This is a genomic window from Rhizorhabdus sp. (genome assembly GCF_018006725.1).
In the GTDB taxonomy this organism is placed as follows: Bacteria; Pseudomonadota; Alphaproteobacteria; order Sphingomonadales; family Sphingomonadaceae; genus Rhizorhabdus.
This window is the reverse complement of the sequence record NZ_JAGMXV010000045.1, coordinates 1-25,617: the sequence shown is the minus strand read 5'-3', so window position 1 is coordinate 25,617 and position 25,617 is coordinate 1. Positions and strand designations below refer to the sequence as shown.

The window sequence follows — 25,617 nt, the reverse complement described above, 5'->3', positions numbered from 1 at the left end:
TGTCAGTTTGACCAAACGGACAGACCGAAATTGCCAGGCTTTTCAATCTTCATCTATCCCAAATACCTCCGGACTCTCGCCCGTCCATCCCGTTTCTGATACAATACCGGTGGACCCGGCAACACGAGTCCCTGGCAAGATCGGGGATAGGTCATGGCCGAAACGGGCACAGCTCTTACGAGAGCGGATTCTACAGCCTGGAGCATTGCTTGCAATCGCGAGCCGGCTATTCGTGCACTCGCCAGCCTGCCCAAGATTACCCGCGCTGCGATGTTGAACGCGAGCGCGGAGCTGGGCCTGAGCAGGTCGCGCGTCTTTGAGCTTGTCGCCCGCTATCGCGCTGAGCCCGTTACCAGCTCCCTCGTCGATCGGCCCGAAGGTTTTCCCAAAGGGCGTCGCCGACTGGCGCCGGAGATCGACCAAGTGATCGCCTCCGAAATCGAACGGTTCTACTTGACGCGCCCCAAACCGACCCTCGCGAGATTGCAGCGCGACATCCGGCATGCCTGTTATGAACGCGGCCTTCGCGCGCCCACTCGCAAGACCATCGCCGCGCGCGTTGCCGCGATTGACCGAGAACGCCTCACCAGAACGCGCGAAGGCGCGAAGGCAGCGTCTGATCGATACCGACCCGTGATTCGATCTTACACTGCCGACTACCCGCTGCAGATCGTACAAATAGACCACACACCCGCCGATATCATCATCGTCGACGAGCATTTCCGCAAACCGCTTGGCCGACCAACGCTCACCCTCCAGATCGACATAGCGACCCGAGTCATTCCGGGCTTCTACATCTCGCTCGAGAAACCCTCAGCTACGTCTGTAGGCATGGCGATCCGCCATGCGGTCCTGCCAAAGGCAGCCTGGCTTCAAGAACGCGAGATCAATCTCGACTATCCCGTCTTTGGCATCCCCGAAACTCTGCATCTCGACAATGCCGCAGAGTTTAGGTCCAGGGCGCTCGAGCGTGGCTGTGAGCAGCATGGCATCGACCTCAAGCACCGCCCCCGGCGCACGCCGCACTACGGTGGCCACATCGAACGCTTGATCGGAACCGCGGTCGGCGCCGTGCATCTCCTACCGGGTACGACCTTCTCAAACATCCAGGCCAAAGGCGACTACGACGCGGAGGGCCAAGCCTGCATGACGCTGCGCGAGTTCGAGCGCTGGTTTACACTCGAGGTCGGCGTCTATCATGGCTCGATTCACAGCGAGCTTGGCGTTCCTCCGCTCACGGCCTGGGCTGACGGGCTCGGGAGCCGCGCTGACCCGCTCCGGCTCCCGGCTGATCCCGCTCGCTTCCTCTTCAACTTTCTCCCGTTCGAGATGCGGAAGGTCAGGCGTGAGGGTATCGAGCTGTTCCATGCATTTTACTGGCATGGCAGTTTGTCCGGCCTCCTCGCGAACTGCGATCACAAGCTCCCGATCAAGTATAATCCGCTCAACCTCTCGGCTGTCTACGTCGAGCTGTCCGATACCGAGCATTTGACGGTTCCGCTCCGTGATCGGCGGCGGCCTGCCATCACGAAGTTCGAGCACGACCTCGCGGTGCGAGCACTGCGCGAACGCGGGCGTCAGGCCGTCGACGAGCAATCGCTGTTTGACATGGTGAACGAGCAGCGGCGCATCGTCCTCGAAGCGGCCCACAAGACCAAGGCTGCGCGAAAATCCGCCCAGCGCATCGCCTATGCGCTGGAGGCTGGCCTCCCTCCTGCCACCGCAGTTCCTTCAATGGCTTTGCCGGTATCGTCCGAGCCGGAGGATAGCGCGCCTATCGTTCCATTCCAGATCGAGGAGCGACTATGACCGACCTCTACGATCATCTGTTTCCGGCATATCGCGAGCAGGCAGGGTTATCCGACGACGAACGCATCGACTGGCTGAGACGCGATCGATGGCTATCGCTGCCACAATCCGAAGCCGCGCTCGGCAGGCTCGAAGATCTGCTGACCTATCCCCCGCGCGGCCGCATGCCCTGCCTCCTGCTTTTCGGTTCCACTGGCATGGGCAAGAGCGAGATCCTCAATCGCTTCGCAGAGCTGCACGCAACCCGGTACGATAAGAATGCCGGCCTTACGATTATGCCGGTCGTCATGGTCCAGATGCCGCCACAGCCTACCGAGGAAGAGTTCTACACCGAGCTTATGCTGGCTATGAACTACTCCGAGTTCGACCATATCTCCCTGCGATCACTGCGCTCTCTGGCCCGTCGCACCCTCGGGGAATTCGGGACCAAGGTGCTGGTTCTGGACGAAATCGACAAGATGCTGGCGGGCTCGCCGCGCCAGCAGCGGATTTTTCTCAACACCATTCGCTTTCTGACCAACGACCTCAGAATTCCGATCGTGTGCGCGGGCACGGAAGATGCGCGTATCGCGATCCTCACCGATCCCAATCTCGCCGACCGCTTCGCCGCATTCGAGCTTTCACCCTGGCGCAACGATCACGCCCTGCGCCAGCTCATGGCGAGCTTCGCCGGTCTGCTCCCCTTGCGCCGCCCTTCCCTGCTCGATGAAGCTGAGGTCCGCCAGCGCGTCATCGCATTGAGTGAGGGCGTGACAGGCCGAATCTTCCGGTTGATGGAGGCTGTCGCGATCGCGGCGATCCGAAGCGGCCGCGAGATGATCGACGCCGACAGCTTCGATGATGAGCAGCTATTGCTCCCGCTCGTCTCGATGCAGGTCATCGCCAGTGCCAAGCGGGCATTGCGGCGCCGTGCGGCATGAAAATCCTTTCGCTGACGAACTGCTGACGTCCTGGCACGCGCGTCAGCGCCATTCCCGCCGAGGGCGAGCGCTACCGGAGCCAAAGGCTGTCCGAAATCGCAAGGGCGACTGGCGCCACCCGGATATTCGCCCGACAAGAGCCTGGCTCAATGGGACTGCCGACGACCTCAACGTGCCGGCGACGCGCTTAGTCGAACATAGTCTTGCGAAGCACTATCCCTACTTACCGGTCGATTTTCTGGCTTGGGAACACCCGCCGGGCTCAGCCGGTTCTACCGGGCTGATCCCGGTGCCGCGGCTGCACGTCAGTTGGTGCAGCCGGTGCCTCGCGGAAGATTTCGCATCCGACCGGCCAGCGCACGTCCGGCGTCAGTGGGTACTGGCCGCTGTGGGCTATTGCCATCGGCACCGCTGGCCGCTGGAGGATCGTTGTAATGGTTGCGGATCGCGGACATGGCGATTTGCGATGCCCGCGCGCGGTCCGCTGCGGATGATTTGCGATGCCTGCTGGCAACCGATGGAAAGAACCTCGGCCCCGGCCATTTATGCCGGGAAGGACGCCCTGCTCTGCTGGGATCATGTTATTGCGTTCGAGCAGCAATGCATAGGCGCGATAAAGGGTAGGACCCCCGACCAGTTCCGCTTCAACTTCACGTCGGCCGACCAACTCCTCAACGAGGTTCGAGGCATTTGCCGCCTCCTGACCAGGAAGCCGCCAAACGACGAATATTGGTGGTGCAGGACACGGAACATCCCGCTGAACGATTTCGCGTGCGACGCGATGACGCCCGGTTACATGGGCCTCCAATTCTATTCGAGCGACACTCTCAACCCGCTCGCCGCCGCATCGCCGCTCCTGCGCCGGCGCCTGCTTGCCGCCGCTTGCGGCATCATCGAGACCAATCCCGAGATAGGCGCCGCGCTTTTTGGTCCTGACGCACCGTCAGCGATCGAACGGTTCATTGCCAGAGCAGATCGTGGCGTGCTCGATCGCTTGCTGATGACAGACGGACACTGGTCTTCCGCCTTTATCTCTCAGATCAAAGCCGCACGAGAGCGAATGGCCCGCCGGTTCACGATCTCGAAGCTGGAAGCGGCGCATCGAGCGATACGCAACGTATTCGCCCATGCATCGACAAACGAACAAACCGAACCTCGCGATCTCGCTGGCCAAAGCTGATTCCATGTCGTTGGAAGCGGTTACTGATTGAGCCCCCGCCCTTCACCGGCTAGAACCCCATCCATGCGCATTTCGAGGCTCTTCCTGGCGAACCGGTTTTGGGCGATGTTTTGTATCGCCTTGGCCGTCGTCTTTGCTGGCGCCTCGCTTTCCACGTCTATCGACAAGATCCAGCATGCGCCGGGTGTTTCGTTCGAACACGACCATTCCTTATTCAGCGATGCTTCCATCATACAAGACCATGCCGACGATCATCACGTGCCCCAACCCGGCGACAACGATCCGTACGACCATCTACCCGGCAGCCATCACCATCATGGCGATGGCGGCTCGGCTGTGCCGGTGACGGCCTCGGCGGATTCCGTCCAAGTCGCTTTGTCCAGCGAACTGCTCGGGCTTGCGCCGGATAACCAGACACCAGGCCTGCGCATTCCCGGCCCCGAACGACCTCCCAAGAGCCTCGCGATCCCAAGCTGAGCCGCCGCGTCATGTGAGGCGCGGCATCTGCCACGCCTGCTCGTGAGGCCGTTCTTGTCATGCTTTCCATCCTCGTTGCGCGCCGACCGGCGCGTTTGCGGCGCGCGCTTGCGATAGGCGCAGCGCTGGCCGCCCTGTCCGCGCCTTCAATCGGCGCGGCGCAGTCCCTCAGCCTGTCGGATGCGCTGTCGCGCGTCGCATCCGGCGATCCTTCCGTCGCAGCGAACGCCGCGCGGCTCCGTGCGGCCGATGCCGCCATTACCCAAGCCGATGTGCGGCCACGCGATGTCGTCGGCGTCGATGTCGAGGATTTCGCGGGCACCGGCCCCTATTCCCCGCTCGAACGATCGCAGACCACCGCCTGGTATGAGCGAACGTGGGAACGCGGCGGCAAGCGCGAAGCCCGCATCGGTGCGGCCCGCTCGGACCTGGGCATCGCTGTCGAGCGCAACCGCCTACGGATGCTCGACCTCTTGGCCCAGGTGCAAGCCGCCTGGGTCGATGCGCTGGCAGCCGAAGCAGTGATCTCTATTGCCGAACAGCGCCTCGCCGCCGCCCAGCGCGTGGAAGCGGAGACCGGCCGCCGTGTCGGGTGCGCGCTCGATCCGCTGTTCGCGGGCGAACGGGCGAGGACCGCCGTGGCGCAAGCCCGCATCGCGCTCGATCAGGCGCGGGAGACTGCGCGGATCGCCCGCGCCAGTCTCGCTGCCTTCTGGGGCGGCACGGCCGATTACAGTCTCGATCCCTCGCCGTTCGGGATCGCTACCCCCGGCGCGACGGCGGCCGAGGACAGTCCCGACCTCGCCCTGCTCGCCGCCGAGCGCGACGCTGCCGGTGCCCGCGTGCGGCTTGCGGAGACCGGCAATGCCGGCGACCCGACCGCGCGGGTTGGCGTTCGCCATTTCGGGCAAGGCAATGACGTGGCGATTATAGTTGGCGGCTCGATCCCGCTCGGCAACCGCGCCGCCAATCGCGGCAATGTCGCGCGCGCCAATGCCGAAGCTCAGGCCGCCGAAGCCGAGATCGCCGTCGCGCGGGTGCAGGTGCGGCGTGAAATCGACCGGCTGACAGCCGAACGGGCGAGCCTTGCCGCCGAGATCGTCCGGATCGAACGCGAGGTTCTGCCGAGCGCGGAGCGCGCGGTGGTGCTGGTGCGCGATGGTTTCGCGCGCGGCGGCACCGCCTTCACCTTCCTCGAAGTCAACCAGGCCCAGCAGGCCGTCGTCGATGCCCGGTCCCGCCGGGTCGAGCTGCTGCGCCGCTTCCATCTCGATGGCGCCCGGCTCGACCGGCTGACCGGTCGCCATGCCTCCCTCCTTGCCAGCGCGGAGAACCGCTGATGACACGATCCTTCCTTTTCGCGGGCTCGCTGCTCGCTCTTTCCCTGCTCGCCGGATGCGGCGAGTCCCCTGCCACCAAGGAGGCGGCCGAACCCAAGGCGGCCGCTGCCGCCGACGACTATGAACGCGGGCCGCATCGCGGGCGAATGCTGCGCGACGGCGATTTCGCGGTCGAGATCACCATCTTCGAGGATGGCGTAGATCCCGAGTTCCACGTCTATGCCTACCGGAAAGACAAGCCCATTCCGCCAGGCGAAGTCCAGCTTGCGATCGAGCTGTCGCGCCTTGGCGGCAAGGTCGATCGTTTTGCCTTCACCCCGCAGGAGGACTATCTGCGCGGCGGCGGTGTGGTGATCGAGCCTCATTCGTTCGACGTGAAGGTGCGCGCGGTCGAAGGCGGCCGCACGCACAACTGGACCTACGCCTCCTATGAGGGCCGGACGACGATTTCGGCCGAGGCGGCGCGGGCCGGAGGCGTCAAGACCGAGCGCGCGGGTTCCGCGACCGTTGCCGAGCTGATCGACATGGGCGGGCGGATCGAGATCACGCCCGAAGGCAAGGCCGATGTCCGCGCCCGGCTTCCCGGCCAGATCGTCTGGATGACCGGCAAGCTGGGCGATCGGGTCAGCCGGGGGCAGACACTCCTGCGCGTCGAGTCCAGCCATTCGCTCCAGACCTACGCGGTGCCGGCGCCGATCAGCGGCACCATCATCGAGAAGAACGCCAATGTCGGCGACACCACCGGCGACCGGGCGCTGTTCGTGGTTGCCGATCCCACGAAGCTCCATGCCGAGTTCTTCGTCTATCCCCGCGACGCCGAGCGCGTGCGCGTGGGCCAGCGGGTGAGCGTGCGAAGCCTGTCGGGCGAAGCGAAGCTCGACGCGCCCGTGGAAGCCGTGCTGCCGACCGCGGACGTCGCCAGCCAGACGATGATGGCGCATGTCCATCTGCCGCCCGAAGCGTCGCGAACCTTCCGCCCCGGCATGGGCGTCGAGGGATCGTTCGCCGTGGCCGAAGCGCAAGTGCCGCTCGCGGTCAGGACCAAGGCCATCCAGCGGTTCCGCGATTTCGAGGTGGTCTATGCCAGGGTCGGCAACACCTACGAGGTGCGGATGCTGGAGATCGGGCGGCGCACGCCTGAATGGACCGAAGTGCTCGGCGGCCTCGAACCCGGCACCGAATATGTGACCGACGGCGCTTTCCTGATCCGCGCCGACATCGACAAGTCGGGGGCCAGCCATGACCACTGAGACCGCCACCCACAAGCATACGCCCTTGCTTGAACGCCCACCTCTTCTGGAAAAGATTGTCGCCTCCGCGATCCGCTTCCGCTGGGCCGTGCTGGTCGTTGTCGCGCTGCTCTGCGGCATCGGCGTCTGGGCCTTCCAGCGCCTGCCGATCGACGCGACGCCGGACATCACCAACGTCCAGGTGCAGATCAACAGCGAAGCGACCGGCTTCTCGCCGCTCGAAGCCGAGCAGCGCGTCACCTTCCCGGTCGAGACCGCGATCGCCGGTTTGCCGGGCCTGCAATATACCCGCTCGATCTCGCGCTACGGTCTTTCCCAGGTAACGGCCGTGTTCGAGGACGGCACCAATATCTACTTTGCGCGCCAGCTCATCAACGAACGGCTCCAGACGGCGCGCGACCAGCTTCCCGATGGCGTCGCGCCCGAGATGGGGCCGATCGCCACCGGGCTGGGCGAGATCTTCATGTATACGCTGGAAGCGGCGCCGAATGCCCGCAAGCCGGATGGGAGCCGCTATACACCCGAAGATCTGCGCACGCTTCAGGATTGGGTGATCCGGCCCCAGCTCAGGAACACCCCCGGCGTCACCGAGGTCAACAGCATCGGCGGCTATGAGCGACAGTATCATGTGACGCCGCTGCCTGACCGGCTCTCGGCCTATGGGCTTACTCTCAACGATGTTGTCGAGGCATTGGGGCGCAACAACGCCAATGTCGGCGCGGGCTATGTCGAGCGCTACGGCGAGCAATATCTGGTCCGCGTGCCGGGCCAGGCGTCGGGCATCGACGATCTCAAGTCGATCATCGTAACCAATCGGGGCGGGATACCGATCCGCGTGGCCGATGTCGCCGATGTCGGCATGGGCGAAGAACTGCGCACCGGCGCGGCGACCGAGAACGGCCAGGAAGTCGTGCTCGGCACCGTGTTCATGCTGGCTGGTGAGAACAGCCGGATCGTCGCGCGCGCGGCCGCCGCGCGGCTCGAGGAAGCGGCCAGGGCGCTCCCGGCGGGCGTGAAGGCCGTGCCGATCTACGATCGCACCGATCTCGTCGAACGGGCGATCTGGACCGTCGAGAAGAACCTGCTCGAAGGTGCGCTGCTGGTGATCGTCGTCCTGTTCCTGCTGCTCGGCAATATCCGCGCGGCGCTCATCACGGCGGCGGTGATCCCGATTACCATGCTGATGACCATCACCGGCATGGTGCGCGCGGGCGTCTCGGGCAATCTCATGAGCCTGGGCGCGCTCGACTTCGGGCTGATCGTCGATGGCGCGGTCATCATCGTCGAGAACTGCCTGCGCCGGTTCGGCGAGGCACAGCACCAGCTAGGGCGGCTGCTGAAACGCGAGGAACGCTTCGCGCTCGCCGCGTCGGCGACGTCGGAGGTCATCCGGCCGTCGCTGTTCGGGATGCTCATCATCGCTCTGGTCTATGTGCCGATCTTCGCGCTCACCGGCGTCGAGGGGAAAATGTTCCACCCGATGGCGATCACCGTCGTCATGGCGCTGACCTTCGCGCTGATCCTGTCGCTGAGCTTCGTGCCGGCGGCAGTCGCGCTGTTCGTCACCGGCAAGGTTGAGGAGAAGGAAAGCCGTCTGATGGGCTGGGCGCGCAAGGTCTATGCGCCCGCGCTCGATGCCGCCCTGCGGCTCCGGGTTGCGTTCGTCGCGGGCGCGGTGGCGCTGGTCGCCATCGCGGGCTTTGCCGCGACGCGCATGGGATCGGAGTTCGTTCCCAATCTCGACGAGGGCGACATCGCGCTCCACGCCCTGCGCATCCCCGGCACAAGTCTCAGCCAGGCGATCCAGATGCAGACCACGCTCGAAGCGCGATTGAAGCGGTTCCCCGAGGTCGAGCGGATCGTCGCCAAGATCGGCACCGCCGAAGTGGCGACCGATCCGATGCCCCCTTCGGTCGCCGATACCTTTATAATGCTCAAGGATCGCAGCGAATGGCCGGACCCGCGCAAGCCCAAGGCCGAGCTGGTCCGCGAGATGCAGGAAGCCGCCGCGACCATTCCCGGCAACAATTACGAGTTCACCCAGCCGATCCAGATGCGATTCAACGAACTGCTGTCGGGCGTCCGGGCCGATGTCGCGATCAAGGTGTTCGGCGACGATCTCGATCAGTTGTTGGAGATCGGTCAGGCCGTCGAAGGCGTGGTGAGCGGCATCGAGGGCGCGCAGGATGTGAGCGTCGAGCAGGTTACGGGGCTGCCCGTCCTCCAGATCACGCCCGACCGGGCGGCGCTGGCGCGGCTCGGCCTCAACATCGGTGATATCCAGGAGGTGGTGGCGGTCTCGATCGGCGGCCGGGAGGCCGGGCGGATATTCGAGGGCGACCGGCGCTTCCCGGTGATCGTGCGATTGCCCGAGGACATCAGGAGCAAGGCCGACGAGATCGGGCGCTTGCGGATTCCGCTGGCAGGCAATGGCGCCAACCCGCGCGGGTTCGTGCCGCTCGCCGATGTCGCCAAGGTCGAGGTGGTGATCGGACCCAACCAGATCAGCCGCGAGGACGGCAAGCGCCGCGTCGTCGTGACCGCCAACGTGCGCGGGCGCGATCTCGGCTCGTTCATCGAGGAGCTTCAGCAAAAGGTGGACGCCGAGGTCGAAGTCCCCTCCGGCTATTGGGTGAGCTATGGCGGTACGTTCGAGCAATTGATCTCGGCGGCCGAGCGGCTGCGCCTGGTGGTGCCCGCCGCGCTGCTGCTGATCTTCGGCTTGCTCTACGGCCTGTTCCGATCCGCCAGGGATTCCGCCATCGTCTTCTCCGGCGTGCCGCTGGCGCTGACCGGCGGCGTGGCGGCGCTGCTGATCCGGGGTATGCCGCTCTCGATCTCGGCGGGTGTCGGGTTCATCGCGCTCTCGGGCGTGGCGGTCCTGAACGGCGTGGTGATGCTAAGCTTCATCCGGCAGCTCCGCGCCAGTGGCAACGGCCTTGAGGATGCGATCCGCGAAGGCGCCCTCACCAGGCTGAGACCCGTGCTGATGACCGCGCTGGTGGCAAGCCTCGGGTTCGTGCCGATGGCGTTCAACGTCGGCGCGGGCGCGGAAGTGCAGCGGCCGCTCGCAACAGTTGTGATCGGCGGCATCATCTCCTCGACACTGCTGACGCTGCTGGTCCTGCCCGCGCTCTATCGCCTCGTGCATGGCCGCAGGGCCGAACCCGAAACGCGAACGCCGCCGGACATGGCGCCCGCCATAAACTGACCCATGCCGCTCCCATGCGTCGATCGCGCATGGGAGCGGACAGTCTGAGGAATTGCCCATGCTCTCGGTTCTCGCCAATCGCACCTACCGCCACCTGTTCCTGGCGCAGATAATCGCGCTGGTCGGCACCGGCCTCGCCACGGTCGCGCTCGGCCTGCTCGCCTATGACATCGCCGGGGCCGATGCGGGGGCCGTGCTCGGCACGGCGATGGCGATCAAGATGATCGCCTATATCGGCGTCGCCCCGGCCGTCGGCGCCTATGCGAGCCGCTTGCCGCGCCGCAGCTTCCTTGTCGCGATGGACGTGATCCGTGGGCTGGTCGCGCTGGCGCTGCCGTTCGTCGATCAGGTCTGGCAGGTCTATTTCCTGATCTTCGTGCTGCAATCAGCCTCGGCCGGATTCACGCCCACCTTCCAGGCCACCATTCCTGAGGTGCTGCCCGACGAGAAGGACTATACTAGCGCATTGTCGCTCTCGCGCCTCGCTTACGACATGGAAAGCCTGACCAGCCCGATGCTCGCCGCCGCGCTGCTGACGGTGATGAACTTCCACTGGCTGTTTTCGGGCACCGCGATCGGCTTTGCCTGCTCGGCGCTGCTGGTCCTGACGACGGTTCTCCCGCGTGCTGCCGCCGCCAAGCCAAAAGGCGGCATCTACGACAACACCACGCGCGGCGCCCGGCTCTATCTCAAGACGCCCCGGCTGCGCGGGCTGCTGGCGGTGACGCTCGCCGCCGCCGCCGCGAGCGCGATGGTGATCGTCAATACGCCGGTGCTGGTGCAGGCGGCGCTCGGGTTGGGGCAACGGGAGGTGGCGATCACGCTCGCCGCGTTCGGCGGCGGCTCGATGTTGGCCGCGCTGCTGCTGCCGCGCCTGCTCGACAAGCTGCCCGACCGCACGGTGATGCTTGCGGCGGCCTCGGCAATGACCATCGCGCTGGCCGCGCTGGCTCTCTCATGGCGCGGTCATGCCTCGCCCGGCTATTGGAGCGTCATTCTCGCGGGGTGGGCGGTGCTCGGCATTGCCTATTCGGCGAGCATCACGCCGGGCGGCCGCCTGTTACGACGATCGTCGGGCGAAGCGGATCGGCCCGCCCTGTTCGCCGCGCAGTTCGCGCTCAGCCATGTGTGCTGGCTCGTCGCCTATCCGCTGGCTGGCCAGACCGGCGCGCAGGGTGGCATGGGCCTGGCGTTCGCGGTCGCCGCCGCGCTGTCGCTGATCGGCGTGGGACTAGCGTTCCTGATCTGGCCAAAGGAGGATGCCGACGTGGTGGAGCACGATCACGCCGCCCTTCCGCCCGACCATCCCCATCTCGCCGAAGGCCATCCGCAGGGTCGCGCGGCCCATATATTCGTGATCGACGAACTGCATCCGCACTGGCCGATCCGATAGGATCGCGGAGTCGGAAAAGCGGACGCCGGGGGATGGCCCCGGCGTCCTTGCAGGGTCAAGGCTGGCGGAAGTCGCCCAAGACGAACTGGCCGCCTGCCGTCAGCACGACATGGAACAGCTTGCGCGCCGCATTCGGTTCGGCTTCGTTGCGAAAGGTCACGATCGTCTGGCGCTGACCCTGGCTGGTGCGCTCGCGCGTGCCGGCAACGGTCGCCTTCGACCAGCTCGCCGGCAGCTTCGCCTGGCTGATGAGCCGCACCACATTGTCGCGGGCGGTCTGCTGGGGGGTGCGCGCCTCATGCTCCTCGTCGTCATGGTCGGGATGGGCGAGCGCCGGGGCAGCATGGAGCGCGAAGGCGGCAAGAGCGATAAGAGCAATACGCATGGAAATATCCTTTTCAGATTGGAAATGAGGTTCAGGGAAGCGCGGCGAACTTCTCGAAGTCGCCGGTTGCGGTCACGGTGATGGTGACGGGCTGGTCGGTGCGGTTCTTCCAATACCAGCCATGCGTGCCGTCGAAGGGCGCGCGGAACTTGCCCGATGCGCCAGCCGAGCTGCCTTTCTCATAGCTCGTATAGTCGTCGCTCGCAGCGCCTGCCGGCTCGCCGTGCAGCTCGAAACGGACCTCCGCGCCATCCGTGGCCCAGCGATAGTCGAACTCGCCGCCCGCCTTCATGGTCGCCTTGACCTCACGGCCTTCATTGGGAGCGAGCGTCAGCTTCACCTCGACGGGTTCCCCGGCCTTCAGCGCGGGCGCCGGGGATGCGGCGGGCGCTGCGGCCACGGGCGTCGCCGGGACGGCATGGCTTGCGGCTTCCGCCCGCTTGACCTTGCCCATCTCGGTCAGCCCGAGCAAGCGGCCGACGCCGGTGGGATCGACGCCATATTCGGCCGGAAGCACGGTCGTCACGAGAATGACGGCGGCGGCTCCGAGAGCGATCAGGGTCGCGCGGTTGAGCTGGCGCAGGCTCGGCAACTCCCCGATGCCGGGTTGCGGAACTTGGTTCATGATGCGGCTCCTTCCAGAGCAAAGCCCGCGAGCTGATAGCCGGTGAGCACGAAGCCCGCGGTCATCAGCACGACGTTGGCGGTGAAGGCATGGGCCGAAAAGCTGCGCGTGCGCCGCCAGTAGCCCATGACGATAAGGATGGCGGCGAGCGCGAGGATCTGCCCGATCTCGACGCCGACATTGAACGAGAGGAGATTGACGATCAGCCCATCCGGGGACAGCGAGAAGTCTTGTAGCTTGGTCGCAAGGCCGAAGCCGTGGAACAGGCCGAAGATCAGCACCGCCGCCTTGGTATTGGGCTGGACGCCGAACCATCGCTGGAACGCGCCGAGGTTGTCGAGCGCCTTGTAAACGACCGACAGGCCGATGATCGCATCGACCAGATAGGCGCTGACATTCGTGCCCATGAGGGCGCCCGCGATCAGCGTCGTCGAGTGACCGATCGCGAACAGCGTCACATAGGCGGCGATGTCCTTCATCCGGTAGAGGAAGAAGATCACGCCGAACAGGAACAGCAGATGGTCGTAGCCCGTCACCATATGCTTGGCGCCGAGATAGAGGAACGCGCCGATCTGTGGCCCGCTCGTCTGTTCGATATAGCCCTGATCGCCCTCGGCGACGCCGTGCGCGAAAGCCGCGCCAGCGAAGGAAAAGGCCATCAGGGCAAGGAGGACCGTGCGGCAAATCGCCGGAGGTCTGGCCCGTAAGGAATTCATGACATGACTTTCCTGAGCGCCGGACGGGCAAGCGGCCCGCCAGGCACATGCCTGGAGAAACGGCGCGAAACAAACCCGCACCGCGTTCACGCGGCGGCTGCCGCATCAGGCTCAGGCGGCGGGTGGCTCGAGCAGCGGCGCGAGAACGGCCGATGGCAGTTGCGGTTGGTTGTGCGGCCAGTGTCGGGGCGCTCGGTCAAGCCTCGTCGCCGGGACCGGCGCCGCATACGCGAGCCGGTCGACGAGCAGATGAACATGGGCGCTGGTCCCGTCCGATTCATGATCGGTATCGGGCGCATCGCTAGGGCTATGGCCATGCCCGGCATGATGATGTTCGGCCGTGAGCGCGTGATCGTGGCTGATCGACGCGATCGGACCGCCGTGGGAGAAAGCCAGCGTCAGCACGAACAGCAAGGAAAGTAGCCGGACGATCAACATAGCAAGGTCGAGAGGCCTTTCCTTCCAAAGTGTTCTTAAGCCCGAATCCTGCGAACTTCGCAATTCCTGACCGCGCTTATCTGCGAATTATTCGCAAAAAGGAAGCCCTGGATCAATCCTGGAGCAATTGCAGCTTCTGCGCTTGCCCAATCACCCGCCGCACGCCCTCGGGCGACCATGCCAATCCGCCGCGCGGCGTTGGCTCACGCAGATCTCGGGTCAGCCAGGACGCAATGTCCCGTAACGAGGAATCCGGATGCGTTTTCAGGCGATCGGCGACAAGCCGCGCGACCCGCGTATCAGGCGGCAGGCGCGGTGCCTGGTCAAGGATGATTGCATCGGCATAGCCGGCCTTTACCAGGGCTCGGCACGCTTTCACCAGAGTTCGCTCGCTGAACGAGCGCACGGGTGGCGTGATGGCGCGGATTTGCCGTAGGACTAGTGCCCAAGGCAGATGCGGCCGCAATCTGGCAACCGTCGGCAACCAGCGGTGCCGATCGTCGATCAACTCATTGAGATAGCGTTCCTTGAGGCTGTAGCGGATATCGGCGATCGCCGCCGGATCGCGTGCGCGCATCTTCGGGTTTCCAGGTTTAGCTCCTCGTGCAACGGCCGCCTTAAGACCGGCGCGGGTCCGCTCGCGGATCAGCGCGCGCTCGAACTCCGCGAAGGCGCCGAGCATTTGCGTCATCAGCATGCCCTGCGCGCTCGATGTATCGATCGGATCGTTGATCGAGCGAAAATAGGCGCCCTTCCCCCTCAGGGTCTCCACGATCTCGAGCAGATGCGAAAGCGATCGTGCCAAACGGTCGATCCGAACCACCAGCAACGTATCGCCATGCCCGACGCGTGCGAGCGCACGCGCGAGGTTCGGACGATCGCGGCTGCCCCCGCTCGCCTTGTCCTCGAGGATCACCGTGCAGCCTTCGGCGCGCAGCGCACTGAGCTGGATGGCCGTGTCCTGCTCGTCGGTCGAGACCCGCGCGTAGCCGATCAAAGCCATTTGTCACATTCCATATAACGGGGTCAAACGACCGGTTGTCCCCGTACGATAGAGTTTTGAGCAAGTGGCGGCTAGTCTTGATCGCCATGAACGCGCGCCGGTGATCCAAGGAGAGAATGTTGCGCGCCGCGCCAGCGCCTATACTCGTGAGGGATTGAGCCCCCTCCCCACTCAAAGGTTCAAAAGCGCCCCAATCCGCGACTTTCCGGCGCTTTGCCAATGCCAGTCCAGTGGTTTGGTATCGGAGTCCGGAGGTTTGGGGTCAGCCTGACGCGCTACATCGCGGGAAACGCTGGAGTCCGGTCGTATAGGGAAACCGACAGCTGCGGCGTCTTACACGATCGGTCCGCAGCCCACCAGTGTTGATAACGACCTATTATCACCACTGTGTATCTCGGCACGATTTACTTAGATGCCTGTTCGGTTTACTGTTGGCTATGCCCGCACCTTCCTCGCCGGCCCGCTTCGGCCCCACTTACAGCCCGCGGATGGTTGCAAGCGTAGCGTCGTGTACAGCGGCAATTTCGCGCCTCGATGCCCGCATTTGCGTCAGTTCAGCCGCATCCGCCTGGGCGCGCCGAGCTGCTTGGTCGGGCTATGCGCGGGCGCTCCACCTGCAGGCGGCGGAGATCGACGAAATCGACGTATTTTCCTGGGGCTGCGGCATCCATATTCCAGAACGGCCGCGGCGCGCGACCAACGTGGATGTATTCGACGGCTTCCCGGCGTGGGCGCAGGCGCTGCGCGAGCCTGATCGGCTCGCCTGGCGTGACAAACTGCCGGTAGCTGTAACGGAACCGCATTTTGTCACGGAGCACCCAGCCCTCGTCCGGGCCCTCGAGCGTGTTCGCCAGCATGCCCGCATCGACGCGACCATCGAGCCATGGCTAGGCCTGGCCTTCGCGCTGCGCGATTACGATCTGACGACGACGCCGCTGCCTTGCCTCGCGGGAGGGGCCAAGGCGCTGCGCCTCAAACGCATGCCAGCGGACCATGACTGGCAAGCGGCCGTTCGCTCGGTTGAAGCGGCCGCCATTGCCGGGCTTGATCGCCTCGATCGACTCGAAAGGCTTTATCGGGATGCGCAGCGCAAGATTATGGCCGAGTATCGGCCAGGCATGCTTCCCGCCCTTGCTGCGCTAAGCTGCCATCATCCGGTGCTTTCGCCGCAATCGGTGGCTGGCGCGCTCGGCTTGACTCTTGCTGGCGCGAGCAAGCTCCTAGCACGAGCCGCCTCGGCCAAGCTTCTCGTCGAGATTACGCGGCGGCGTTCCTGGCGCATCTTCGTTGCCGCAGATCTAGCTGTCGACTTTGGCTTTGTGGCGCCCAAACGCGGCCGACCTCCAAAGGAGCCCCCTCCCCTGCCCCCACGCCGGGACCTGGCCGAGGCGTTTGTCGCCTTCGACCAGGAGATGGAGCGCATAGACGCGCTTCTTGCGAGCCGCTGACCTCCACTCCGGTCGCATTGGCTAGCGCTTCCGGAGTCGCAGTCCGCCGGTTTTGCTCAAGGTTCAAGCAGGCTGCGGATCGATTCCAGAACCTCGTCGGTCGAAGCACCCGAGCGTGGCAGTACCTTCAAGGACAGGCCGCCGCGGCTGCCCCGCGTATAGCGCAACATCGCCTTCCCGTTCCTCGCCTTAAGCTCCACTTCCGCGCCACCCTTTTGCTTTGGGGCGACAGTCGCGCGCACGAGCCGTTTGGCGACCTCGGCGCCCGGCAGTTTGGCTCCGAGATCGGCTCGCTCGCTCTCGATCAGCCGCGCCTCTGCCTCCATCAACGGCAACATCTTCGCGTCAACTGAGAGCGGCTTAACGTCGCGGGCAATCCGCACGGTGATATCGTGAGGATCGCTGAAGGCGGCTACGATGGACTGCGGCAGGCGCGCCACGTCGAGCAGCCGGCTGAGCCACGAGCGAGATATTTTGAGGTGCTCTGCCATTTCGGCCTGCGAGCCATTGTAGAACTCCGCCAGGGCACGTGAATATTCCTTCGCCCGCTCCCAATCGGAGATGTCTTTGCGGGAACGATTCTCGATGTCCGAGACCCGGAATGCTTCCTCGTCGGAAACCGACTGGATCGTGATGAGGTAGTCATATTCAGGATGGTGATGCTCACGAAGCCACTTGACCGTCCACCAGCGCCGCACCCCGGCGATGATTTCAAAATCGAAGTCGGGATCGCCTTGCAGCCTCCTGACGATTGCCGGAATGCGCTGCTTCTTCGCCGAGAGAAAAGCGTCAATGAGATCGCGACAGGTCTCTTCATTGAGATGGTCGAGATCGCGATTATGAAGTCGCCACGGCCGGCACCTCGCAGGATCGACCCACTCGGTACGGTCTGTCACCACCTTGCCCGATGCGATGCGGGCCAAGGCTTGGCTGCGGCTCGCCATAATGCCTTCGGCCGGCGCAGCGGTGTCGACGTCGGTTGCCTCGTCGAGACCCTCAGTAAGACTGCTGCCGAAGCCTCTGTTACCCTTGGACATCATCGCTTATCCCACTTGAAATTGTTCCACCCTGCCGCGATTGCCACGTGGCAACTTGGCCTGAAAGCCGCTTGGCGAGGGTTGCGTTGCCACGTGGCAACCGGCGTTCATCGTCGCGGGTGATCCACTGCGTGTGCCTCGCCGCGCCAGACGTAACATATTCATATACTGACGTGTTTCGAGTTGTTGCCACGTGGCAATTCATGTCACGCCACCTCCCCTGCCCGGCTCTGCCAGGTGCGCAGGACATCCTTCTCGATGTCGAGGCAGACCTCGTTCAGGTACTTCACACAGCGGTTGTGGACCTCGTGGGAAGTGACCGGTCGATCCAGTTCGAAAACGGTCTTCATGCGAGAGCTTGCGTTGTCGATTTCGGCGCTCGTACGCAGCACCGAACTGATCATCGAACCTCCAAAAACCTGACGCATCATGGTCAGGATTTCGCTTTGCATCGATTTGCTTTCGTCCACCCTACTTCCGACGAGGCGGATGAAATTGTATGCCGGCTTCACCCTCCCCGCGAGCTTTTCCAGCTGCCGCATGGTAGTGCGCGCCATGTCGATGAAGGAAACGGTTGACGCAAAGTCAATCACGCTCGGCGGAACCGGTATCACCATCGCGTTCGCCGCCTGGAGGACAGCCATGGAGACCATGCCGAGGGCTGGCGGTGGATCCATGATAACGACGTCATAGTCGTCGACCACGTCATCGATCGCTTGCGCGATCATGTCGATGATGTCGAAGCTCTGGTTCTGCGCCAGATAGCCCGCGATCTCGTATTCGAGATTGTAGAGCTTGAGGTTGGCAGGGATCAAATCTAGTCCGAAGAAATGCGTCTTGCGGATGATCTTACGAACCCCGAGCAGCTCGGGGTTGTGGAAGTGCCCGTAAAGCGTGTCTTCTTCTGACAGGTCGATATCAGGTCGATACCCGAACATCATCGTCGAGCTTGCCTGGCTGTCGCAGTCGATGAACAGCACGCGATAGCCACGAATGGCGAAATGCTGCGCTAGGTGAAGTGCAATCGTCGACTTGCCCACACCTCCCTTGAAGTTCGACACGGAAATGATGGCCGGCACGTCCTCAGGCGAGCGCCACGGCCGCGTACCGAACACCTCGCGCATATGGTCGAGTTCCTCGAGTGAATATTGCACCCGGTGACCGGACGCTGTCCGCCCCCGCGCCGGCAGGCGGCCGTCCCGTTCGGCCTCGCGGATTGCAGAAGCCGTGCGGCTAACCAGCGCCGCCGCCTTCGAGATGGGGAAGGACGGCCCCTTCTTCGCGCCAGTCTCTGGATCAATTGCGTTGTCCCGGATCCGTTTCAGGATCGTGAGCGCGCGCCGGTGCAATAGGCCGAGACCGTCATCCAGCAGTTCGTCCTGAGGTGCTTCTAAGGTTTGTTCGCTCGCCATGGCCGCCACTTTGTGAGATTGAAGCCAATCTCTACCGTCGTTGGCAGTTTGGAGCAAGAATTGTCCACCAACCTTGCAACTTCACCGATGATCTCCGAGCCGTTCTGGGGCTTCGAGAGTTCGCCGGCTCCTGACTTGCGGCAGCGACCGATGATCTCGGTGCGGTTTTCCGCGGCCAGTGCGTTCCCGAGCGCTCAGGCCGTTGTGGGGATCAGGGCTGTGGATAACCGCCGATGATGTCGGTGCGAGCCGATGAACTCGGTGCCGGAAAGCGATGATCTCGGTTCCGACCCGACCGATGATCTCGGAGCCCATACCTAAAGACTCGAATCCCTATAGAAATCCGATTGGGCGAATCGTTTTTCAATTTTGAAAAGGGGAGGGGGCAAACCGCACCGACATCATCGGTAAATTTGGAGGTTTCGCCCTGCTGCCGGCGCTGAAACTGCCAACATGCTTGCCAAAGCCGTCCGAAGCTGTTGAAAGGAGCCAATCAGAGCCCGTGAGTCGGGGAAGGGCAAAGGCATGAGCGGTGACAGCCATAAACCGATAGGGCATCAATACGCTCTGGCCATGCTCGACGGCGGCGAGGACCGGGTTCGCCGGGTCGCCCAGGCCGCTGGCACCCAACTTACGATGGACGCCTTCCTACGCGTTCATGACGAAGAACCGGTTCCGGCTTTCCTCCATTCCGCGCTCTGCGCCATGAGCCTACCCACAAAACGGCCGAAGGACGACACCCAGCCGATCTTACGCGAAGACGGCAGGTATGCTCTCGCCATCAATCCCAAGCCTATTCTTCAGACGGTGGACGGAAAGCCCGTCTTCCGTAGCTTGGGAGTTCCGTACGGAGCCTATCCGCGAGTCGCGCTGATTTATTTGCTTTCCCAGGCCGTCACGAAGCGCTCGCGTGATGTTTATCTGGGCCGCAACTTCACCGAGTGGATGCGCCGGCTCGGGTATCAGACCGTGTCCTACGGACCGCGCGGCACGGCCAACCTCATGCGCGAGCAGGTCGACCGTCTGCTCGCTTGCGAGTGGCAGATCCGGTGGGACGGGACGGATGCCGGCGATAACGCCTTCGCCGTCCGAGACGTCAAGATCTCCAACGAATATGCCGGAAGCTTGGGCGCGAACGGTGCTTTTGCCCGCGAGATCCGGATGTCCGAAGCGTTCTATAGCCATTTGGTGGATCATGCGGTACCGCTCAACGAAGTCGCCATCCGCGAGTTGAAGGGCACCCCTACGGCGCTCGATCTCTATACCTATTTGGCATATCGGCTACCGCGGATCACAGGCAAGGGTCAGGTCATATCCTGGGATCAGCTTGCCAAGCACCTCGGCAACGATGCCGACAGCAAGCGCTTTCGTCAGACGGTTCGAGAGACAATGCAGCTCGTGTCGGCTGTCTATCCGAACGCAAATGTCGATCTCTCGGGACGCAAGGTCGTGCTTCACCCGTCCCCGGCGCCGCTGGAGCGCAAGCTCGTGGGGTCACACTTGCGGCTCATCGGTGCTCAGCCGGATCAAACGGCACCGAGATCATCGGTCAGCGCGCCAAGAGCGAAAGCTCAGGTCGGCAAGGACGAGCCCAAGCAGGCTTTCCCTGCAGGTTCGATGAGCTACGGAACACGAGAGGCAGCCTTTAGAGCGATTGGCCTCGAAAAAGGCAAACCCTGGTCGGTCGATGATATGGCGACAGCGTTCCGGGCAGGCTTTCCGGGGATCAAGCAGCCACGGACCGACACCGAATGGCTACGCGTCTGGGAGGCGTTCGTCATCCGCTATGCCGAGCGGCGATCTCAATCCGGCAGCGAATGACCGATGATCTCCGTGCGTTTCCGATGCTGCCTGAGAACAGCAGCGGGGGAGGGAGCAACCCTGCCGTCGCCATCCAAGGTAAGCCTAGAGGGCCGCTACGAAGGTGCCCCCCAAGGCTCATAAGAAGAAGATGTAGCTCGCCAGTTGTAGCTGGCTCAACCCCCGCAAACTCACATAGACAGCAGCGTTGACTTCACCGGCGGCATTACGCTGATCTGCAGGTCCTTGTTGGTCCTTCGCCCGAGATTCAGGCTAATCCCTTGAACTCCATAGCATTTCGCTAGGGGTCCGGCACAAGGTGCAACGCTGCCCAGGCCAGCCACTGTGCACGCCCCCAGTTCCTCATCTGAACAGTTCAGGCCGCGTAGAGATGCCCCCCGAAGCTCATACAAAGCGAAGAGAAAGACGGCGGCACCTCGCTGACGCCACGGCTGCTTCACTGTGGGCGCATGGAAAGAGGGGAGGGGGAGGGCTAGCAGCGAAAGGATGAGCTCATGTCCCTAGTCGCTCTCAAGCCCAGCCAGGAGCTGGTCGATTTAGTCGGATCCCTCGGCGGGCAATGGCATGGCCGGGTCGCCATGTGCCGTTGCCCATCCCATGCTGACAACAGGCCGAGCCTTTCCTTGCGCCAAGGCAATCGCGGAATCCTCGTCACCTGCTTTGCCGGGTGTGATCGAGAAAATGTCCTGCGCGAGCTCCGGCGTGTACCAAACCGCGGGCCGTTTACCTACAATGACGGGCCCTTGCCCCACGCCGGCAATGTCGAACGTCTTTGGGCTGAAGCGCAGCCTGTCGAGGGCACCCTGGCGCAGCGCTACCTCGAGCTTCGCAGTCTCTGGCCGCTCAGTGAAGGCCTGCGTTTTCATCCGCGTTGTCCGTTTCGGCCCAAGCCCTGGACCAGCTACCACCCCGCCTTGCTCATCGCCGTTCGCGAGGGCCGGCAACTGAAGGCGGTGCAGCGCATATTCCTCGACCCGGCCACCGCAAGATACCGCATGAAGCTGATGCTCGGCCGACCAGGAGCGGGAGCATGGCAGGGAGAAGGGGAGGGGAGTGACACGCTTGCCCTCGCCGAAGGCTTTGAGACGGCTGCCGCCTTCACCCGGCTGAACGCCATTCGGTGCTGGGCCAGCATGGGAGCGCGCCGCTATGCCCATCCTCGCCTGCCCGATACGCTGCGACGCTTGATCCTGGCGGGAGATGATGACGCGGAAGGGCGACGTGCGGTGGAATTTGCCGAAACCATCTATGCCCGGCCGGGCCTTGTCATCGAGCGAAGCTTTCCTCCTGGGCATAATGACTGGGCCGATGTCCTGGAGAGCATGCGCTGACGACCTCCCGGCACTTCATGCCGCTTCGCTCTCCTGCCCCGGCTTATCATCGGGCAAAGGCAGCCGAACTGGTCTGCCCCAGAGATACCCCTGCGCTTCATCGCAACCTTCGGATCGCAAAAGGCGCAATTGCTCCTCACTCTCAAGCCCCTCGGCAAGAACCGGCACTTCAAGGCTGCGGCCGAGAGCGAGAACCGCTCGAATGATCGCGCGCGCCTGATGGCTTGTTTCGGACTCGAGAAGGAAGGATTTGTCGATCTTGATCTTGTCGAAGGGGAACGAGTTCAGCGTGTCGAGCGATGAGTAGCCGGTGCCAAAATCGTCGATAGCGATCGACACTCCCAGCGCCTTGATCTGGCGCAGCACATGGAGAGCGCGGACCTTATCGGCGATGAAGGCGGTTTCGGTGATCTCGAGTTCAAGCCGGGACGCGGGCAGACCTGATTCGAGGAGTGCGCTGGTTACGGCCTGGATGAGGTCGACATGCATCAGCTGGACCGGCGAAAGGTTTACCGCGATCCGCCACGGTTTAGGCCATCGCGCCGCTTCCGCACAGGCGTGTCGCAGCACCCACTCGCCGATGCGAACGATCTCGCCGCTCTCCTCGGCGATCGGGATGAATTCCGCAGGCGAGTATAGCGCGACGATCTGGGTGAGAGGTCAGCGACTATCAGGATGAGAACAGATTGTCGCGGCGGGTTCATGGTGCCGGGTTAGATTGTCGCTGGCAAGGGCGATTCTTCGCTCTGATTGTCGCTGATCGACATTTTCTCGATGGATTTGATTGTCGCGTATTTTGGGGTCCTTCCAGCCCCTGTCTGTCGCTGGAGGGCGGCCCTGCGACGATAGCTCTCGACATTCATCTCGAAGATGGTGGCGTGATGAACGAGACGGTCGACGGCCGCGAGCGTCATGGCGGGATCCGGGAAGACCCGGTTCCATTCGCCGAAGGGCTGGTTGGCCGTGATGAGCATGGATCGGCGCTCATAGCGTGCGCTGATCAACTCGAAGAGCACGGAGGTTTCAGCCTGATCCTTGGCGACATAGGCGAGGTCGTCCAGGATGAGCAGGTGGTATTTGTCGAGCTTGGCGATGGCGGATTCGAGCGCCAGTTCGCGGCGCGCGAGCTGAAGCTTCTGGACCAGCTCGGACGTGCGGGTGAACAGCACGCGCCAACCATTCTGGACAAGTTGCAGGCCGATGGCTGCCGCCAAGTGGCTCTTTCCTCCGCCCGGCGGGCCGAACAGGATGAGATTGGCGCCCTTTTCCAGCCATCCGTCGCCCGAGGTCATGGCCGTGACCTGCGCCCGCGAGACCATCGGCACGGCGTCGAAGGCGAAGCTGTCGAGCGTTTTGCCCGGTGGTAATCGTGCGTCGCTCAGATGACGTTCGATCCTACGCCGGTCACGTTCGGCCATTTCATGCTCGGTAAGTGCAGCGAGCAGTCGGGTGGCGGGCCAGCCCTCCTTGTCGGCACGTTCGGTAAACTCGGGCCAGATCACCTTGATGGCAGGAAGCCTCAACTCGTTGAGGATGAAGCTCAGGCGCTGGGCATCGACGTTATGGGCCTTGGTCATGCGGCCTCTCCCAGCAGCAGGGCATCGTAGTCGGTCAGGGGGCCAAGCTCGACCACCACCTCGGGCAGCGCGGCCGGATCGGGCGAGAAGCGCGTTCGCAACGCGGCGATGTCAGGCAGCCGGCCTTCGTCAAGGTCCTGGGCGAGAAGATCGGCAAGCTCGGCCTCGCAGGCCCGTTCATGGGCCATGGACAGCAACTCGACCATCTTACGGCAAGCGTCACGCTCGGACATGGCTTCGAGCAGCCGTTCGAACATGAGCCTGTACGCCTCGCGCGGGAACAACTGGTCGCGATAGGTCAGCTGCAGCAGGGCCATCGGCTTACGCCTGAGGCTATGGATCACGTGACGGTAATCCACCACATAGCCATGTTCGGTAGCGCTTTTCGGGCGACCGCGTGGCCGGGTCATGAGATAACTGCCGCCCAGGAACAGATCGAGCCGATCATCGTAGAGGCGCACACGCAGTCGATGCCCGATCAACCGTGACGGCACCGTGTAGAACACCTTGCGCAGAACGAAGGTGCTGGACGAGGTGACGGGAAGGATATGTTCCTCGTAGTCGCTGGTGCGACGATCAGGTAGCGGTTTGAGCGTTGCCCTTTCGGTGTCGATGCGGGCGGCACTGCGCCGGTTCTTTCGGGCAACGATCTCGTCGATGAACCTGCGATAGGCCGCGAGGTCCTCGAAGTCGGTCGATCCACGCATCGCCAGCGCATCCTCCACCGCCGCCTTGAGATGGCCGTGGGAGCTTTCGACGCTGCCATTCTCATGCGCGATGCCGCGGTTGTTGCGGGTCGGCGTCATGCCATAATGTTCGCACAAGGCGTCGTAGCGTGTGGTCAAGTCCGCACGGGCATCGGCATCAAGGTTGCGAAACGCGGCCGACAGACTGTCGCTGCGGTGTTCGCCCGGCGCGCCGCCCAGCATCCAAAGCGCGTTCTGCAGCCCCTCAGCCAATGCGACATAGCTCTCGCCGCCCAGGATGACATGGGCATGTTCGAAGCCTGACCACACCAGGCGGAAGTGGTAAAGCAGGTGATCGAGGGGCGCACCCGCGATCGTGACTTTGAGGCTCCTCATGTCGGTGAAGTCCGAAAGGCCCATTCGCCCCGGCTCATGAGTCTGGCGGAAGATCACTTCCTGTTCCGGGCCATGAACGGCCCGCCAGGCACGGATACGACGCTCCATCGTGCGGCGAACCCCAAAATCGAGATCGGGATGGCGACGGCGCATCTCCTCGAAGATCGCCACCGCCCGCAAGCCAGGTGCCGCCTTCAGCATTGGTACGATCTCGCTCTCGAAGATCGATTCCAACGGATCAGGTCGCCGTCGGCCGCGGGGCGCTTTACGGTGTGAAGGAAGCACCGGATCGCTCGCGATCCGGTAGCCCGTCGCGGTGCTGAACCCGGCCTTCGCCGCAGCCACCGGGACCGGGTTGGTCTGTCGCAATTTCATGAAAAGCCTCATTTGATGATCGTTGACTTGGCAACCCGGCACTCACGGCATCTCCCTCCAATCTGGATATGCCAATGAATATTGGGTCGGCCCCGACGATCTGCGGCTCCTCCATTAAAGGGCCATCGGTTGTTGGGGTCTCGGCTACGGGCTTCGGGCTACGCCCTCCGCCCTTCACCGACACCCCAACAACCGATTCTCATCTTGATTGTCGCTACGCTCGCATCCTGTCAGTCGCCGCGCAGGCGAGATCCAGCCGTCGCGGGGATGGTGCCAGCGCAGAAGCGCTTCGTACCCGCTGACCTCTTCGGTCGCGACGTCCTTCTGGACCTGGTAGGCGAGGCTCAGCTCTCCGCGGCCGATCGCCTCGCGCAGGTCGTTGGCGATCATACGGCGCGCCCGCGCGATATCGTCCATGCTCTGCTCGTAGTAACAGGTCTGGCGCCCAACCGTATCCTTTGCCCGGTACATGGCAAGGTCGGCATTGTTGACGATCTGCTCCCGCGTGGTCCCGTCCGTCGGGAAGATGGCGACCCCAAGACTGGCGCCCGGGAAGATGGTCACGGCGTCAAGGTCAATTGGCTGTGACAGCGCAGCCTCGAGGCGGGACACGAAGTCGGTCAGCTGTTGCTCGTCCTCGAAGGTGGTGAAGCCGGCAAACTGGCTCTGTTGCAAAAATCGTGAAGCTTGAGCATGCTTGGCGGAGATTGGACGGACGGAACGATGACGGATTTCAAGTGGCGCCATTTCCAGGGTGATGTGATCCTGTGGGCGGTGCGCTGGTATT

General features: G+C 63.5%; 21 protein-coding genes and 2 pseudogenes. 12 read left to right on the top strand and 11 right to left on the bottom strand.

Translation table 11 applies throughout. The features are described 5' to 3' along the window. The first annotated feature begins 153 nt into the window (after positions 1 to 153). The 9 genes and pseudogenes from KAY22_RS09005 to KAY22_RS08970 all read left to right on the top strand — a co-directional run bounded on the left by KAY22_RS09005 (position 154) and on the right by KAY22_RS08970 (position 11,580). Entirely contained in the window at positions 154 to 1,809 is a 1,656-nt protein-coding gene (locus KAY22_RS09005; RefSeq protein WP_046765589.1) for a Mu transposase C-terminal domain-containing protein, read from the top strand. After that, positions 1,806 to 2,729: a TniB family NTP-binding protein gene (locus KAY22_RS09000; RefSeq protein ID WP_016744740.1), complete on the top strand. Its 924-nt coding sequence runs from the start codon at positions 1,806 to 1,808 to the stop codon at positions 2,727 to 2,729. Before KAY22_RS09005 ends, KAY22_RS09000 begins: the two co-directional genes overlap by 4 nt. After that, positions 2,647 to 3,138 (top strand): annotated as a pseudogene (locus tag KAY22_RS27920) (TniQ family protein); the annotation flags it as partial. The gene KAY22_RS09000 and the pseudogene KAY22_RS27920, both read left to right, overlap by 83 nt. Before the next feature lie 57 nt (positions 3,139 to 3,195). Continuing rightward, positions 3,196 to 3,909, top strand: a complete 714-nt coding sequence (locus KAY22_RS08995) for a hypothetical protein (protein ID WP_029548570.1) — start codon at positions 3,196 to 3,198, stop codon at positions 3,907 to 3,909. A 63-nt stretch (positions 3,910 to 3,972) separates the two neighbouring features. Continuing rightward, on the top strand, positions 3,973 to 4,386 hold the full coding sequence (locus KAY22_RS08990; RefSeq protein WP_296622403.1) for a hypothetical protein: 414 nt from the start codon (positions 3,973 to 3,975) through the stop codon (positions 4,384 to 4,386). Between the two features lie 59 nt (positions 4,387 to 4,445). Continuing rightward, positions 4,446 to 5,726: a TolC family protein gene (locus KAY22_RS08985; RefSeq protein ID WP_296622400.1), complete on the top strand. Its 1,281-nt coding sequence runs from the start codon at positions 4,446 to 4,448 to the stop codon at positions 5,724 to 5,726. Continuing rightward, positions 5,726 to 6,976, top strand: coding sequence for an efflux RND transporter periplasmic adaptor subunit (locus KAY22_RS08980; protein ID WP_016744737.1), 1,251 nt, complete (start codon positions 5,726 to 5,728; stop codon positions 6,974 to 6,976). Before KAY22_RS08985 ends, KAY22_RS08980 begins: the two co-directional genes overlap by 1 nt. Further along, entirely contained in the window at positions 6,966 to 10,187 is a 3,222-nt protein-coding gene (locus KAY22_RS08975) for a CusA/CzcA family heavy metal efflux RND transporter (RefSeq protein ID WP_016744736.1), read from the top strand. Before KAY22_RS08980 ends, KAY22_RS08975 begins: the two co-directional genes overlap by 11 nt. A 58-nt stretch (positions 10,188 to 10,245) precedes the next feature. Beyond that, positions 10,246 to 11,580 carry an MFS transporter gene (locus tag KAY22_RS08970; RefSeq protein WP_099232176.1) on the top strand — a complete coding sequence of 445 codons (1,335 nt, stop codon included), beginning with the start codon at positions 10,246 to 10,248 and terminating at the stop codon, positions 11,578 to 11,580. Positions 11,581 to 11,635: 55 nt separating this feature from the next. Here KAY22_RS08970 and KAY22_RS08965 read toward each other — a convergent pair whose 3' ends face one another. From KAY22_RS08965 to KAY22_RS08945, 5 genes are all read right to left on the bottom strand, one after another. Beyond that, the gene (locus tag KAY22_RS08965) at positions 11,636 to 11,965 is read right to left on the bottom strand and encodes a DUF6488 family protein (RefSeq protein WP_016744734.1); all 330 of its coding nucleotides are present in this window, start codon (positions 11,963 to 11,965) and stop codon (positions 11,636 to 11,638) included. 31 nt (positions 11,966 to 11,996) lie between these two features. Further along, complete coding sequence (locus KAY22_RS08960; RefSeq protein ID WP_029548568.1) at positions 11,997 to 12,590, bottom strand: hypothetical protein; 594 nt, start codon at positions 12,588 to 12,590, stop codon at positions 11,997 to 11,999. Continuing rightward, on the bottom strand, positions 12,587 to 13,249 hold the full coding sequence (locus tag KAY22_RS08955; protein ID WP_099232177.1) for a HupE/UreJ family protein: 663 nt from the start codon (positions 13,247 to 13,249) through the stop codon (positions 12,587 to 12,589). Before KAY22_RS08955 ends, KAY22_RS08960 begins: the two co-directional genes overlap by 4 nt. A 168-nt stretch (positions 13,250 to 13,417) precedes the next feature. Next, positions 13,418 to 13,744, bottom strand: coding sequence for a hypothetical protein (locus KAY22_RS08950; RefSeq protein WP_046765592.1), 327 nt, complete (start codon positions 13,742 to 13,744; stop codon positions 13,418 to 13,420). A 112-nt stretch (positions 13,745 to 13,856) separates the two neighbouring features. Next, positions 13,857 to 14,747 carry a recombinase family protein gene (locus KAY22_RS08945; RefSeq protein WP_016744730.1) on the bottom strand — a complete coding sequence of 297 codons (891 nt, stop codon included), beginning with the start codon at positions 14,745 to 14,747 and terminating at the stop codon, positions 13,857 to 13,859. A gap of 359 nt (positions 14,748 to 15,106) precedes the next feature. On the opposite strand from KAY22_RS08945, the gene KAY22_RS08940 reads away from it, so the two are divergent. Continuing rightward, complete coding sequence (locus KAY22_RS08940) at positions 15,107 to 16,195, top strand: hypothetical protein (protein WP_366514076.1); 1,089 nt, start codon at positions 15,107 to 15,109, stop codon at positions 16,193 to 16,195. Between the two features lie 56 nt (positions 16,196 to 16,251). Here KAY22_RS08940 and KAY22_RS08935 read toward each other — a convergent pair whose 3' ends face one another. Then, the gene (locus tag KAY22_RS08935; RefSeq protein WP_069336930.1) at positions 16,252 to 17,232 is read right to left on the bottom strand and encodes a ParB/RepB/Spo0J family partition protein; all 981 of its coding nucleotides are present in this window, start codon (positions 17,230 to 17,232) and stop codon (positions 16,252 to 16,254) included. A 206-nt stretch (positions 17,233 to 17,438) separates the two neighbouring features. Beyond that, positions 17,439 to 18,644, bottom strand: a complete 1,206-nt coding sequence (locus KAY22_RS08930) for an AAA family ATPase (protein ID WP_099232178.1) — start codon at positions 18,642 to 18,644, stop codon at positions 17,439 to 17,441. A gap of 525 nt (positions 18,645 to 19,169) precedes the next feature. On the opposite strand from KAY22_RS08930, the gene KAY22_RS08925 reads away from it, so the two are divergent. Both KAY22_RS08925 and KAY22_RS08920 read left to right on the top strand, forming a co-directional pair. After that, positions 19,170 to 20,465, top strand: coding sequence for a replication protein RepA (locus KAY22_RS08925; RefSeq protein ID WP_069336927.1), 1,296 nt, complete (start codon positions 19,170 to 19,172; stop codon positions 20,463 to 20,465). Positions 20,466 to 21,208: 743 nt separating this feature from the next. Continuing rightward, on the top strand, positions 21,209 to 21,796 hold the full coding sequence (locus KAY22_RS08920) for a toprim domain-containing protein (protein ID WP_366514075.1): 588 nt from the start codon (positions 21,209 to 21,211) through the stop codon (positions 21,794 to 21,796). Positions 21,797 to 21,811: 15 nt separating this feature from the next. Here the strand turns inward: KAY22_RS08920 and KAY22_RS08915 are convergent. From KAY22_RS08915 to KAY22_RS08900, 4 genes and pseudogenes are all read right to left on the bottom strand, one after another. Continuing rightward, a pseudogene (locus KAY22_RS08915) lies at positions 21,812 to 22,429 on the bottom strand (EAL domain-containing protein); the annotation flags it as partial. An 80-nt stretch (positions 22,430 to 22,509) separates the two neighbouring features. After that, complete coding sequence (gene istB / locus KAY22_RS08910; protein WP_004211466.1) at positions 22,510 to 23,373, bottom strand: IS21-like element helper ATPase IstB; 864 nt, start codon at positions 23,371 to 23,373, stop codon at positions 22,510 to 22,512. After that, the gene (gene istA, locus KAY22_RS08905; RefSeq protein ID WP_161626247.1) at positions 23,370 to 24,842 is read right to left on the bottom strand and encodes an IS21 family transposase; all 1,473 of its coding nucleotides are present in this window, start codon (positions 24,840 to 24,842) and stop codon (positions 23,370 to 23,372) included. Before istA ends, istB begins: the two co-directional genes overlap by 4 nt. Before the next feature lie 162 nt (positions 24,843 to 25,004). Continuing rightward, positions 25,005 to 25,577: an EAL domain-containing protein gene (locus KAY22_RS08900; RefSeq protein ID WP_296622379.1), complete on the bottom strand. Its 573-nt coding sequence runs from the start codon at positions 25,575 to 25,577 to the stop codon at positions 25,005 to 25,007. Positions 25,578 to 25,617 lie beyond the last annotated feature (40 nt).

Coding starts and splice junctions, on each gene's coding strand:
- KAY22_RS09005 (WP_046765589.1), top strand. CDS start 154: ATGGCCGAAACGGGCACAGCTCTTACGAGAGCGGATTCTACAGCCTGG.
- KAY22_RS09000 (WP_016744740.1), top strand. CDS start 1,806: ATGACCGACCTCTACGATCATCTGTTTCCGGCATATCGCGAGCAGGCA.
- KAY22_RS08995 (WP_029548570.1), top strand. CDS start 3,196: ATGCCCGCGCGCGGTCCGCTGCGGATGATTTGCGATGCCTGCTGGCAA.
- KAY22_RS08990 (WP_296622403.1), top strand. CDS start 3,973: ATGCGCATTTCGAGGCTCTTCCTGGCGAACCGGTTTTGGGCGATGTTT.
- KAY22_RS08985 (WP_296622400.1), top strand. CDS start 4,446: ATGCTTTCCATCCTCGTTGCGCGCCGACCGGCGCGTTTGCGGCGCGCG.
- KAY22_RS08980 (WP_016744737.1), top strand. CDS start 5,726: ATGACACGATCCTTCCTTTTCGCGGGCTCGCTGCTCGCTCTTTCCCTG.
- KAY22_RS08975 (WP_016744736.1), top strand. CDS start 6,966: ATGACCACTGAGACCGCCACCCACAAGCATACGCCCTTGCTTGAACGC.
- KAY22_RS08970 (WP_099232176.1), top strand. CDS start 10,246: ATGCTCTCGGTTCTCGCCAATCGCACCTACCGCCACCTGTTCCTGGCG.
- KAY22_RS08965 (WP_016744734.1), bottom strand. CDS start 11,965: ATGCGTATTGCTCTTATCGCTCTTGCCGCCTTCGCGCTCCATGCTGCC.
- KAY22_RS08960 (WP_029548568.1), bottom strand. CDS start 12,590: ATGAACCAAGTTCCGCAACCCGGCATCGGGGAGTTGCCGAGCCTGCGC.
- KAY22_RS08955 (WP_099232177.1), bottom strand. CDS start 13,249: ATGGCCTTTTCCTTCGCTGGCGCGGCTTTCGCGCACGGCGTCGCCGAG.
- KAY22_RS08950 (WP_046765592.1), bottom strand. CDS start 13,744: ATGTTGATCGTCCGGCTACTTTCCTTGCTGTTCGTGCTGACGCTGGCT.
- KAY22_RS08945 (WP_016744730.1), bottom strand. CDS start 14,747: ATGGCTTTGATCGGCTACGCGCGGGTCTCGACCGACGAGCAGGACACG.
- KAY22_RS08935 (WP_069336930.1), bottom strand. CDS start 17,232: ATGTCCAAGGGTAACAGAGGCTTCGGCAGCAGTCTTACTGAGGGTCTC.
- KAY22_RS08930 (WP_099232178.1), bottom strand. CDS start 18,644: ATGGCGAGCGAACAAACCTTAGAAGCACCTCAGGACGAACTGCTGGAT.
- KAY22_RS08925 (WP_069336927.1), top strand. CDS start 19,170: ATGAGCGGTGACAGCCATAAACCGATAGGGCATCAATACGCTCTGGCC.
- istB (WP_004211466.1), bottom strand. CDS start 23,373: ATGACCAAGGCCCATAACGTCGATGCCCAGCGCCTGAGCTTCATCCTC.
- istA (WP_161626247.1), bottom strand. CDS start 24,842: ATGAGGCTTTTCATGAAATTGCGACAGACCAACCCGGTCCCGGTGGCT.
- KAY22_RS08900 (WP_296622379.1), bottom strand. CDS start 25,577: ATGGCGCCACTTGAAATCCGTCATCGTTCCGTCCGTCCAATCTCCGCC.